10 protein-coding genes are annotated in these 12,023 nt (G+C 65.1%); 4 read left to right on the forward strand and 6 right to left on the reverse strand.

Annotated elements, in window-relative coordinates; translation table 11 throughout:
* Positions 1 to 2: 2 nt before the first annotated feature.
* From Atep_RS06225 to def, 6 genes are read right to left on the reverse strand one after another with little or no spacing between them, the layout of a single operon-like run.
* Positions 3 to 1,370 carry a sigma-54-dependent transcriptional regulator gene (locus Atep_RS06225; protein ID WP_213380885.1) on the reverse strand — a complete coding sequence of 456 codons (1,368 nt, stop codon included), beginning with the start codon at positions 1,368 to 1,370 and terminating at the stop codon, positions 3 to 5.
* A complete protein-coding gene (locus tag Atep_RS06230) occupies positions 1,367 to 3,568 on the reverse strand; it encodes a sensor histidine kinase (RefSeq protein ID WP_213380888.1) in 2,202 nt (733 codons plus the stop codon). Before Atep_RS06230 ends, Atep_RS06225 begins: the two co-directional genes overlap by 4 nt.
* Entirely contained in the window at positions 3,550 to 4,122 is a 573-nt protein-coding gene (locus tag Atep_RS06235; RefSeq protein ID WP_213380890.1) for a DUF4390 domain-containing protein, read from the reverse strand. Before Atep_RS06235 ends, Atep_RS06230 begins: the two co-directional genes overlap by 19 nt.
* On the reverse strand, positions 4,119 to 5,468 hold the full coding sequence (gene rsmB / locus Atep_RS06240; RefSeq protein WP_213380891.1) for a 16S rRNA (cytosine(967)-C(5))-methyltransferase RsmB: 1,350 nt from the start codon (positions 5,466 to 5,468) through the stop codon (positions 4,119 to 4,121). Before rsmB ends, Atep_RS06235 begins: the two co-directional genes overlap by 4 nt.
* A complete protein-coding gene (gene fmt / locus Atep_RS06245) occupies positions 5,461 to 6,408 on the reverse strand; it encodes a methionyl-tRNA formyltransferase (protein WP_213380892.1) in 948 nt (315 codons plus the stop codon). The genes rsmB and fmt overlap by 8 nt, the downstream gene beginning before the upstream one ends.
* A 47-nt stretch (positions 6,409 to 6,455) precedes the next feature.
* The gene (gene def / locus Atep_RS06250) at positions 6,456 to 7,013 is read right to left on the reverse strand and encodes a peptide deformylase (protein WP_213380894.1); all 558 of its coding nucleotides are present in this window, start codon (positions 7,011 to 7,013) and stop codon (positions 6,456 to 6,458) included.
* Between the two features lie 125 nt (positions 7,014 to 7,138).
* Between def and Atep_RS06255 the strand changes: the two genes are divergently transcribed.
* The 4 genes from Atep_RS06255 (at position 7,139) to Atep_RS06270 (ending at position 11,982) form a co-directional block, all read left to right on the forward strand.
* Entirely contained in the window at positions 7,139 to 8,335 is a 1,197-nt protein-coding gene (locus tag Atep_RS06255) for a LysM peptidoglycan-binding domain-containing protein (RefSeq protein ID WP_213380896.1), read from the forward strand.
* Positions 8,336 to 8,339: 4 nt separating this feature from the next.
* Positions 8,340 to 9,482: a DNA-processing protein DprA gene (gene dprA / locus Atep_RS06260; protein ID WP_213380897.1), complete on the forward strand. Its 1,143-nt coding sequence runs from the start codon at positions 8,340 to 8,342 to the stop codon at positions 9,480 to 9,482.
* 115 nt (positions 9,483 to 9,597) lie between these two features.
* Entirely contained in the window at positions 9,598 to 11,421 is a 1,824-nt protein-coding gene (locus Atep_RS06265) for a TRM11 family methyltransferase (protein WP_213380899.1), read from the forward strand.
* Positions 11,422 to 11,505: 84 nt separating this feature from the next.
* Positions 11,506 to 11,982, forward strand: coding sequence for a Smg family protein (locus Atep_RS06270; RefSeq protein WP_213380901.1), 477 nt, complete (start codon positions 11,506 to 11,508; stop codon positions 11,980 to 11,982).
* The last annotated feature ends 41 nt before the right edge of the window (positions 11,983 to 12,023 follow it).

The raw sequence follows: 12,023 nt of genomic DNA on the forward strand, positions 1-12,023 counted from the left end.
CATCAACGCCGCTCCTTGATCTCGATCCCGAGCGAGCGCAGCTTGCGGTAGAGATGGGTGCGTTCCATCCCGGCCTCCTTGGCCATCTTGCTGACGTTGCCCTGGTGCTTTTCGAGCTGATAGTCGAGATAGGCCTTTTCAAACTTTTCGCGCGCCTGACGCAGCGGCTGATCGAAGGACACCAGCCCGTCGAGCGTCTGGATCTGGACCGGCGGCGGGGCACCGAGCGCGCTCTCGACCTCTTTCTGGCTGATCTCGTCGCCGGCGCCCAGGATCAGCACCCGCTGCACCAGGTTCTTCAATTCGCGCACATTGCCCGGCCAGCCGTAGTTGCGCAGGAAGTTCTGGGCGCCGACGCTGAAGCGCCGGTAGGGCAGCTTCTCGTGGGTGGCGAAGTAGTCGAGATAGAAGTTGAGCAGATCGGGCACGTCCTCGGCGTGCTCGTCGAGCGGCGGGATGTTCAGCGGCACCACGTTGAGATGGTAGAACAGATCCTCGCGGAAGCGTCCGGCGCGCACCTCTTCTTCCAGATTGCGCTGGGTGATGGCGACGATGCGTACATCGATACGCACCGGCTCGCTGCCGCCGACGCGCAGGAAGGAACCACTGTCGAGCGCCCCGAGCAGCTTGGACTGCGCCTCCCATTCCATGTCGGCGACCTCGTCGAGCAGCAGGGTGCCGCCGGACGCTTTTTCCAGGCTCCCGTAGTGCGTGTGCTCGCCCTCCTCGACGCCGAACAGCTCGCGCGCGGCATTGCCGCCGGCCAGTGAGGAGACGCTCAGGTCGATGAAGGGACGTTCCTTGCGTGCGCTCTGCGAGTGCAGATAGCGCGCGAAGGTCTCGCGTCCGCTGCCGGCCTCGCCGGTGATGAGCACCCAGGTGTCGTGCTGGGCGATGCGCTTGACCTGCTCGCGCAGTCGCTGCATGACCGCGCTGCGTCCGACCGGCTCATGGACCTGGGGCGCACGGCGTTTGAGTCCGATGTTCTCCTGCTGGAGCTTGTCGGCCTCGAGTGCCCGCTCGACCGTCAGCAACAGCTTGGCCATCGACAGCGGCTTTTCGAGGAAGTCGTAGGCCCCGAGCCGGGTGGCCTCGACCGCCGTCTCCACCGTGCCGTGACCCGACATCATGATCACCGGACAGGGCAGCTCGTCGTCCTCGGCCCATTCCTTGAGCAGCGAGATGCCGTCGACGTCGGGCATCCAGATGTCGAGCAGGATCAGATCGGGACGGCGATCGCGCAGGGCGTGCCGCGCGGCCTCGCCGTTCTCGGCCACGGCCACGGCATAGCCCTCGTCTTCGAGGATCTCCTTGACCAAGCCGCGGATGTCGGGTTCGTCGTCGACGACCAGGATATGGGTTGCACTCATGCTTCGTGTTGCTCCCGACCATGGACCGCCATAGCGGTCGCTTGCCAGACTGGTAGGCGGATCCGGATCAGGGCGCCGGAATCGCGATTCTCGACTCCGATCATACCGCCATGTTCCTCGATTATCTTCTTGACGATCGCCAGACCCAGGCCCGTGCCCTTGGACTTGGTGGTGACATAGGGCTCGAACAGCCGATCCATGAGTTGCGGCTCGAAGCCCGGACCATTGTCGGCGACCCGGAACTGCACATAGGGCGTGTCGTCGATCTGGACGAGTTCGGTGCCGACCTCGATGCGTGCCTCGTCACGCCCCTCCAGGGCTTCCTGGGCGTTCTTGATCAGATTATGGATGACCTGCCGCAGTCGCAAGGGATCGCCCCGCACCTGGGCTTCGGGCGCCCCCAGGCTGATCCTGAGCGCCGGCACGCCCGCGCTGCGATAGAGATCCAGCACCTCGCGCGCCAGCCGGTCGAAGACGAAGGGCTCGGCCTGGAGCCTGGGACTCTTGGCGTAGTCCGAGAAGTCGTTGACCATCGCCTTCATGGCCTCGACCTGCTGGATGATGGTGCCGGTGGCCCGCTCGATGAGGCGCGCGTCGATCTCCTCGGCTTTGGCCAGCAGCTTGTGACGCAGACGCTCGGCCGAGAGTCGGATCGGCGTGAGCGGATTCTTGATCTCGTGGGCGAGCCGGCGCGCGACCTCGGCCCAGGCCGCGTTGCGCTGGGCGACGATCAGTGAGGTGATGTCGTCGAACACCACCACATGACCGCGTTGGGTGGCATCGGGCAGGGGCAGCGGACTGCCGCGGCACATGAGCGTCTGGCTGGTCTCGTCGCGTTGCAGCGTCACCTCCGCGCGCCAGGGTTGGGCTTCGGCGATATGACGGCGCACCGTCTCGGTCCAGGGCGTGAGCCAGGGGCTGGCGCGCTCCAGGCCTTCGAGCGTGACGGGTTCTCGGGTCTCATCGAGATCGAGCGCCAGGATCTGGAGCGCGGCCGGATTGGCCGTGCGCAGTCGCCGGCCCTCGTCGAAGGCCACCACGCCCGAGGACAGACGCCCGAGGATGGTCTCCAGGTAGTTGCGCTGGGTTTCGACGGCCTGCTTGCTGTGTGCCGCCGCGTCGCGTGCCTGGGCGATGCGGCGCGACATGGCGTTGAAGGAGGCGACCAGGAAGGTCAGCTCGTCGTCGTGACGGGGCAGGGCGATCTGCTGCTCGTAGTCGCCGTCCGAGATCGAGCGCGTGGCGCGGGCGATGTCGGCGATCGGCGCCACCAGCCGGCGTGCCGTGTGGAAGGCGGCGATGAGCGCGGCCATGAGTCCGAACGCGAGCACCAGCGAGAGGGTGAGTGAGAAACTCAGCTTGAGCGACTGGCGCAGGTAGGCCAGCTCCGTATAGCGGTTGTAGGCGTCCTCCAGCCGGTTGGACAGCTCGCTGATGCGCGCCGAGGTCGGGAAGACGCCCTGCAGCAACATCGGACGTCCGCGCAGATCCCGGACCAGGGTGCGCACGACCAGCTCGTTGCCCGGACCGCTTTCGAGTCCGACATAGTTGGTGCCGGCGCGCACGCTGTGATGGATCTCGCGTTCGGCCTGACTGGGGACCAATTGGGTCGGATCCTCGTTGGCCGTGCCCAGCACCTGACCGCCGGCGCCATAGACGGTCAGCTCGATGGCGCCGGCACGGCGGCGCAGATCGTTGAGACTGAGTGCAATGGCGGTCGACGAACGGTCCTCGATCCCGGCCAGCAGTTGCTCGCTGATCTTGACCAGCAGGCGCTGATTGAGATCGAGCGACGCCTGATTGAGCACCAGGGCATCCTGCATGGCACGCCCGATCTCGACGTCGAACCAGCTATCGATGCCGCGCAGCAGGAAGCCGAGCGAGAAATAGTAGACGGCGCCCACCGGCAGCAGCGAGATCAGCGAGAACAGCACCACGATGCGCGCCGTCAGGCGCGAGCCGGCGGCCTGGCGCCGGTAGCGGCGCACCAGTTTGACGATGTTGACGGCCACCAGTACCGCCAGCACCGCCAGTCCGGCCAGGACCACCGACAGCAGCGGCAGGAAGGCGCGGCTGAGCGTCTCGGAGTTCTCCACGGCGTCGCGCATCAGCACCAGGACTCCGAAGAGTCCGAGGATCAGGAGCGCGACCGGCAGCATGCCGAGTCCGCGATGCCGGCTCAACGGTTTAGAGGCCACTTGGTCCAACCGCTCGAGAGTTTCCAGGATGGCTTGAGATAGGCCATGGGACGCAAGGGCAGGGGCAGCTCCTCGATGTCCAGGAAGACCTTGATCTGGAGTTCGTAGTCTTCTTCCGGATCGAGCCGGTCGAGTCCGATGAGGGCCTGGTCGGTGAGCTCGCCCAGGGCGCGGATGGCCGCATCACGGGTGACGAAATCGTGCCCCTGCGTGCCCGGCAGCCGATAGACCTCGTAGCGCTCGGAGAGCGGCCGATAGCGGATGGCATAGCGCCACTGCTCGTCGACCAGACTGTCCTCCCACATCCAGGCCTTGGTGCGGCGCACCTGCACATGGAAGACCAGCGTCAGGGGCACGCCATGATCGAGCGCCTCCAGCACGGGTTCGCTGAACGCGAAGTCGACCCCGGCGTTCAGGACCAGTTGTCCGGCCTCGGGTCTGACCTGGGCCTGCTTGACGCTGAAGCCCGAGCGCGCCGGCGCCTCGGCGGCGAGCGCCAGCAGGACGCTCAGGACAAGGATCAGCGTGACACGCGAGACCTTGCGGGGGGTCATGGCGCATCCTTGGCGAGCAGGGCGTAGAAGAAGCCGTCATGTCCCTGAGTGGTCGGTAGGAGCTGGCGTCCGGGCGGACGCGGGCGGCCCCAGTCGGTCGCCGGATCCAGCACGCGCGCGTCGGCACGGCGGGCGAGGAAGGCGTCGACCTGATGCTCGTTCTCCTCGGCGAGCAGCGAGCAGGTGGCATAGAGCAGACGTCCGCCTGGGCGCAGCAGCGGCCAGATGGCGTCCAGGATGCGCGACTGGGTGGCGGCGAGTGCTCTGATGTCTTCGGGACGGCGCAGCCATTTGATGTCGGGATGACGGCGGATGACGCCGGTCGCCGAGCAGGGCACGTCGAGCAGGATGCGGTCGAAGGGACGGGCGGTCCAGTCGCCGTGCGGATCGGCCGCATCGCCGACCAGCACCTGGGCGCTGAGTCCGAGCCGGTCGAGCGTCGTGCCGACCGTGGCCAGGCGCACGGCATCGCTGTCGATGGCGACCAGGTCGAGCGCGTTGCCGGCGCGCTCCAGGATGGCCGCCGTCTTGCCGCCGGGCGCGGCACAGGCGTCGAGCACCCGCTCGCCGGGCTGGGCGTCGAGCAGACGCGCGGCCAGTTGCGCCCCACTGTCCTGGATCGAGACCCGGCCTGTATCGAAGCCCGGAAGTTCGCGCATGGCACATGGCTGATCGAGCAGGACGCCGGTATCCAGTCCGTCGATGGCCTGTGCGCCGATGCCGGCGGCTTCCAGCTCGGCCAGAGCGTCCGCGCGCGTTCCCCGGAGCGGATTGACGCGCAGGGCCATGGGCGCGCGTTCGTTGCAGACCGACACGATCGACTCCCAGTCGTCCGGCCAGTCCGCGCGCAGCCGTTCGAGCAGCCAGTCGGGGAAGAGCCAGCGCGACTCGGGCTGGGTGTCGATCCAGGCCGGCAAGGCTTCGTGCTCGCGCTGGAAGCGTCGCAGGAGCGCGTTGATCAGACCTGCCATCCGGGGCTTGCCGAGCAGGCGCGTGGCCTCGACCGTGGCCGAGACCGCCGCGTGCGACGGCGTCTTCATGAAGCCGAGCTGATAGAGCCCGATCAGGATCAGTGCTTGTAGATCGCCGTCGCGCGGCTTGAGCGGGCGTTCGAGCAGACGACCGGCGATGAGCCGCAGACGCGGCAGCAGACGCAGCGCGCCATAGACCATTTCCTGCACCAGCGCCTGATCGGCCGCCGAACGTGGTGTCCGGTCGGCTTGCAGCACGCGCGTGAGCGACTGACCGCGATCGAGCACCGCATGCAGGGCGCGCGCGGCGGCGGCGCGCGGTTCGGCACCCGGCGAGGCGGCGGTCGAGGTGTGGGAACGTCTGCGCTCAGCCAAAACGCGCGCCGTCCAGGTGTCGCGCGTTCAGATAGTCCGCGGCGCTCATGGGTTTCTTGCCCGCCGGTTGCAGGCGCGTGATGCGCAGCCGACCCGCGCCGGTGGCGACCCGGATGCCGGTACGATCGGCCCCGACGACGGTTCCTGGGGCCGCTGAACCCTCAGCGTCGCTCTCAGACTCCGCCTCGGCCGACCAGATGCGCAGCGTGGCGCCATCCAGGATCGTCTGAGCGACCGGCCAGGGATCGAAAGCCCGCACCTGACGCTCGATGGCATCGGCGGGAGCGCTCCAATCGATCGTCGCCTCATCCTTGCTGAGCTTGTGGGCATAGGTGGCCAGGGCATCGTCCTGAGGTTCGGGTGCAGGCGAACCCTCGGCGATACCGGGCAGGGCCTCGACGAGCGCGCGCGCACCGATTTCGGCGAGCCGGTCGTGCAGGGTGCCGCCGGTCTCGCGCGGATCGATCGGGGTGGCGACCCGGTGATAGACAGGCCCGGTGTCGAGTCCGGCCTCCATCTGCATGATGCAGACGCCCGTCTCCGTGTCACCGGCGAGGATGGCGCGCTGGATCGGCGCCGCGCCGCGCCAGCGCGGCAGCAGCGAGGCATGGACGTTGACACAGCCGAGCCGGGGCGCTTCCAGCACCGAGACCGGCAGCAGCAGACCATAGGCGACCACCACCATCAGATCGGCCCCGAGCGCGCGCAGTCGTTCGACCGCCTCGGGATCGCGCTTGAGGCTCTCGGGCTGATGGACAGCGAGACCGCGATCGAGCGCCAGCGTCTTCACCGGACTCATCTGGAGCTTGCGTCCGCGTCCGGCCGGGCGGTCGGGCTGGGTGTAGACGCCGATCACCTCATGCCCGGCGTCGAGCAGGGCGGCGAGACAGGGAACGGCGAAATCGGGCGTGCCGGCGAACAGGAGGCGAAGCGGTTTCATCAGTGGGTCGGCTGTCGGTGGATGGCTCGGTTCGGGTGTGATGAGGCTCAGATGGCGCTACGGCGCGGCTCGGCGGTCGAACGCGCGCGCGCGGCCTCCGCGTGTTCGCGCTCCTTGCGCTGCTTCTCCAGCTTGTGGCGGATGCGCTGGCGCTTGAGGATGGAGATGTGATCGACGAAGAGCTTGCCGTCGAGATGGTCGATCTCATGCTGGATGCAGACGGCGAGCAGACCATCGGCGTCGAGCCTGAAGGGCTGGCCGTCGCGATCGAGCGCCTCGACCGTCACGCGCTCGGCACGGGTCACGGTCTCGAAGAAACCGGGGACGGACAGACAACCCTCGTCCATCTGCTCGGTGCCCTCGCGCGCAACGAGGCGCGGATTGATGAAGCACAGCGGCGTGTCGTGTCCCTCGGAGACGTCGATGACGATGATCCGGCGCTGGACGTCGACCTGGGTCGCGGCCAGTCCGATGCCGGGGGCGGCATACATGGTTTCGAGCATGTCGTCGACCAGTCGGCGGATCCGGTCGTCGACCTGCTCGACGGGCTGTGCCTTCTTACGCAGTCGCGGGTCGGGAAAAGTGAGGATATCGAGTATGGCCATGCGAATTCTTGATCCGGCTTGAGTCAACGGGTGGTCGAGACGAAGCGGTGTGCGCTACTATCTCCAGGATACTACATCCCATCGTGGGGACGGGAGCATCCCGTTTCGACCATCGCGGAGGGTCCATGCGCGCCATGCAACGCCGTTTCGCCGTCATTTCAATCCTCATCGGCTCCCTGGCACTCCTGGCGCCGGGGGTGTTCGCGACCGAACTGGCGCCTGGAGCGCCCCAGACCTATACGGTGCGTCCGGGGGACACGCTCTGGGACATCGCCGGGCGTTTCCTGCGCGATCCCTGGCGCTGGTCGGAGGTCTGGCGCGCCAATCCGGGCGTCGAGAACCCCAATCTCATCTATCCGGGCGACGTGCTCGAACTGACCATGGTCGCCGGCCGGCCCGTGATCGGGCGCGCCGACGGGCGCGGCGGGCCGCGTCTGGTCAGGCTCAGTCCCCAGGTACGCGCCGAAGCCATCAGCGCGCCTGTGCCGACCATCCGCATCGGCTCGATCGCCCCCTTCCTCACGCAGCCCTATGTGGCCGACTCCGACGACCTCAAGCGCGCCTCCTATGTGGTCGGCTTCCCGGACGAGCACATCGTCGCCGGTGTCAATGACGCGATCTATGTCCGCAAGATCCGCACGAGCGATGTGACGCAGTTCCAGGTGCTGCGTCCGGGCGATGCGCTGCGTGATCCCGATAGCGGCGATCTGCTCGGTTACGAGGCCGCCTTCGTCGCCAACGCCGTGCTGGAACGCACGGGCGATCCGGCCAAGCTGCGTGTGACGCGCATGGAACGGGAGGTCTCGATCGGTGATCGGGTCATTGCCGCCGACGCCGAGCAGCCCCTGGTCGACTTCCTGCCGCGCCCGGCCCCCGAGGGAACGCGCGGGCGCATCCTCTCGGTCATGAACGGCGTCTCGCAGATCGGCCAGTATGACGTGGTCATTATCAATCGCGGTGCACGCGATCGTCTCGAACCCGGTCATGTGTTCGAGGTCTTCGTGGGCGGCCAAAAAGAACGTGATCAGGTCCGGGCCGGGATCGCCGACACCGACTGGCTGATGGAGAGTCCCTTTTCGAGCGATTTCTGGCTCGGGCGTGACTACGACTTCAAGGGCTGGCGCGCCGACGAACCCTCGCGGGACGCGAGCTTTCCCCTGCATCCCGAATACCGGCGCAACAAGGCCGAATACGTCAAGCCCTTCGAGCGTTCGGGCCTGCTGATGGTGTTCCGGGTCTTCGATCGGGTCAGTTTCGGACTCATCCTGCACACCAACCGTGCGCTTCAGGTGGGCGACTGGGTTGCTCCGCCTCCCGCCTGATCCCGTGGCGTCCCGAGCGCGCGACTGGGCGAGCGCGCCCATCGGCGACTGGCTCGCGCTCATCCTGGCGCCGCGCGTCGGACCGCGTACCTTCGCGCGGCTGGTGGAGGGCTTCGGTTCGCCGAGCGCGGTCCTGGCGGCCGGTGAGGCGCGTCTCGAGCAACTCGGTCTCAAGCCCGAGACCATCGCCGCTCTGCGCCGGCCCGATCAGGCGCTGATCGACGGCATCCTCACCTGGGCCGAGCATCCGGACGCCCATCTCATCACGCTCGCCGATCCGCGCTATCCGCCGCTCCTGACCGAGATCGCCGATCCGCCGCCCGTGCTCTATGCGCGCGGCGACGCCAGTCTGCTGAGCGAGCCGCAGATCGCCATCGTCGGCACCCGCAATCCGACATCCGGCGGAACCGAGATCACCGCCGACTTTGCGCGCCGGCTGGCCGGCCAGGGACTGATCGTCACCAGCGGTCTGGCCATCGGCATCGATGGCGCGGCCCATGCCGCCGCCCTGGAGACCGGACACAGCATCGCCGTGCTCGGCACCGGACCGGATCGGGTCTATCCGGCTGTGCATCGCGATCTGGCACGACGACTCGTCGAGCGTGGTGTGATGGTCAGCGAGCTGCCGCCGGGGCGGGGACCGCTGGCGAGCAGCTTTCCGCGCCGCAACCGGCTCATCAGCGGTCTGAGCCTGGGCGTGCTGGTGACGGAGGCGGCGCTCAAGAGCGGCTCTCTGATCACGGCCCGCCTGGCGCTGGAGCAGGGACGCGAGGTCTTCGCGGTGCCCGGCTCGATTCGCAATCCGCTGTCGCGCGGCTGTCACGCGCTGATCCGCGAAGGCGCGAAACTCGTCGAGGAATCCGAGGAGATCCTGGTCGAGCTGGCTCCGCAACTGCATGCGGCGCTGGCCGAGTCCGATCGATCGGCGGCGGTTGACAGAGCGGCGGCCGCTCCAGCCCCCGCCTCCAGTTTGCCGCCCGAGCAGGCCCAACTGTTGGAGGCCATCGGCCATGACCCGGTGAACCTGGACACATTGACCGAGCGCACGGGGTTGGCGGTCGAGCGGATTTCGTCCATGCTGTTGCTCATGGAACTCGAGGGTCATGTATCATGCCTGCCAGGCGGTCGCTATGCCCGCGCACCCTGAGTGTCCTGAGACACCCGCGGGCCGACTCCGTCCTGACCCCGTCAGCTCCTGGTTAGCCGTTACCGCTTCAATCTCGCAGGCATGACCATTGACGACCACAAGAAGGAAATCTCGTTTGAAACGGAATGACGTGCCCTACCTTAACCTCGTGCTCGATCCGATTCGGGTTTGTGCAAAGTACAAGCCCAAGTTCGGTCAGGGCAACAAGGGTGATGGCTTGACCCTGGAACAATTCCAAACGCTGTATCAGGCGGACCCGTTCTACAACTGGTTTGGGTTGGACCACCCAATGATGTATGCCGCCCATAAGGCGGCCGGCGGTATGACAAGCGTATATCGCCAAATCGGAATTGGATGTGAAAAGCTTTTCAGAACGATCCTGCGTGATTCATTGGGCCTCTCGGATGACGATGTGACATGGTCCTATGAGATACTCCTGCCCACGGGCAAGAAGCGCACCCTTTACCTTGATGGTCGGGTTCCGCTTGAACGAATTTCGGACAAGGGCAAGCGGGAGCAGTTTCATGAATGGATGAAGAAATCCGCACACGAGGTCGGTGTAGACCCCAAGGTATTCGCCACGCTGGACGGAACGGTCTTTGAAGTTCGGCAGGGCTATAAGAGCAAGGATTCGAAGCGCCAAAACGCCGACATTGCCAGAACTCGTTCTAAAAGCTCTTCTTACGCCGGAGGATCGATAATGAGTTCACTTCCAGCGCGAGAACAGCTTCGACAGCGAGCTGAATACACCTATAAATTCAATGCAAAGACTGGTAGACATGGCTGGCTCAGGCTAACTCCAGCCTATTCTTTGAAGATCGTCGAAGAATTAGTGGTTGGTCACGCCAACGCCCAGCGGGTATTGGACCCGTTTTGCGGGACTGGGACAACAGCGCTCTGTGCTGCGTATCATGGTCATGAAGGCGTAACTACTGAAATTAATCCATTCCTCGTCTGGCTTGCGCAAGCTAAGGTCGCCCGCTACTCGCCGTCAAGTATCATGGCGACACGAGACGCCTGCACGCAGGCGCTCGAACTGGTTGCCGACTGCGCCGTCGAGCCGGTATCCGCTCCGCCCATATTTAATATTGAACGTTGGTGGAGTGCAGACACACTGCAATTCCTCCGTCTACTCCGCGCAGCGATTGAGCATGTAACACAACCCGATACTGCCGCGCGCAACTTGTTACTGGTGGCGTTCTGTCGCACGTTGATCGAGCAGTCAAACGCAGCTTTCAATCATCAGTCGATGTCCTTTAAGGCCGATGAAGAGCCTGCCCTCCTGTTCCCTATTGATCGAAGGGCAGCATTCGAGGAGGACGTTCGGTTTGTGCTAAGCGGCGCTAGTGAGAATCCTGCGGGCTCGGCCTCGGTCGTTCTTGCGGACTCGCGCTGGCTGAGCGAGGCGCTTTGTGGGCCCTTCGACTTGATCGTAACATCGCCGCCCTACGCCAATCGCATGTCCTACATTCGCGAGTTGCGACCATACATGTACTGGCTGGGTTTTCTCCAGAACGGTAGAGACGCGGGCGAACTTGATTGGACGGCCATCGGTGGAACTTGGGGAATCGCAACAAGTCGGCTAACCGATTGGGAACGCCCAGAGTCACAGTTCATCAGCGAACATCTTACGGATGCCCTTCACGCTATTTCGCATGCCGATAACAAGAACGGGGTATTGCTTGCCAAATATGTCGCTAAATACTTCGATGACATGTGGCTCCATTTTTCTACACTGCCAGAACTACTCACGTCCGGCGCCGAGCTGCACTACATCGTTGGCAACTCGACTTTCTATGGCACACTTGTTTCGACTGAGCGTCTTTACGCGGAAATGCTGTCCGCATTGGGATTCTCGCGAGTTGAATGCCGGCCCATTCGCAAGCGGAATTCCAATAAGCAACTCGTCGAGTTCGATGTCGTGGCCCAATGGAAGTAACGGCTAACAACCGGTTGCAGCGGACGGGCCGCTGCGCGGCCCGCCGCTGAACCGGAGCGTTGACACCATCCATCGAGATTGCCGATGAACGAGAACATGATCGATGTATTGATCTATCTGTACGAGAATTACATGGATGGCGAGGAGCAGCCACCCGTCGAACAGAGCGATCTCGAGGACGAACTGAGCCAGGCCGGTTTCTCCCAGGGTGAGATCGACAAGGCGCTGCGCTGGCTCGACGAGCTGGCGCTCGGGGTCGAGGCGGCCCACGAGCATGGTCCCGTCGGCGGCTCGATCCGCGTCTACAGCGAACGCGAATGTGAAAAGCTCGATCTGGAGGCGCGCGGCATGCTCATGTCGCTGGAACACAGCGGTATCCTCGATCCGCTCAGCCGCGAGCTGGTGATCGACCGGCTGCTGGCGATCGACCATCCGCAGGTGCTGGTCGAGGAGGTCAAGTGGGTCGCGCTCCTGGTGCTCATGAACCGCCCAGGTTGCGAGGACGCCTTCGACCAGCTCGAAGAGATGCTCTACGCCGACGAGCCGGTCTATCTGCACTGAACGTCCGAACATTCACCATCCAAGTACAGGCCATCAGTCCG

The sequence above is a fragment of the Allochromatium tepidum genome (assembly GCF_018409545.1).
Classification (GTDB): Bacteria; Pseudomonadota; Gammaproteobacteria; order Chromatiales; family Chromatiaceae; genus Thermochromatium; species Thermochromatium tepidum_A.

What these genes read in the sequence shown, in the direction of transcription:
- Atep_RS06255 (WP_213380896.1), top strand. Translation starts at nt 7,139, where the DNA reads ATGCGCGCCATGCAACGCCGTTTCGCCGTCATTTCAATCCTCATCGGC.
- fmt (WP_213380892.1), bottom strand. Translation starts at nt 6,408, where the DNA reads ATGAAACCGCTTCGCCTCCTGTTCGCCGGCACGCCCGATTTCGCCGTT.
- Atep_RS06235 (WP_213380890.1), bottom strand. Translation starts at nt 4,122, where the DNA reads ATGACCCCCCGCAAGGTCTCGCGTGTCACGCTGATCCTTGTCCTGAGC.
- Atep_RS06270 (WP_213380901.1), top strand. Translation starts at nt 11,506, where the DNA reads ATGAACGAGAACATGATCGATGTATTGATCTATCTGTACGAGAATTAC.
- def (WP_213380894.1), bottom strand. Translation starts at nt 7,013, where the DNA reads ATGGCCATACTCGATATCCTCACTTTTCCCGACCCGCGACTGCGTAAG.
- Atep_RS06225 (WP_213380885.1), bottom strand. Translation starts at nt 1,370, where the DNA reads ATGAGTGCAACCCATATCCTGGTCGTCGACGACGAACCCGACATCCGC.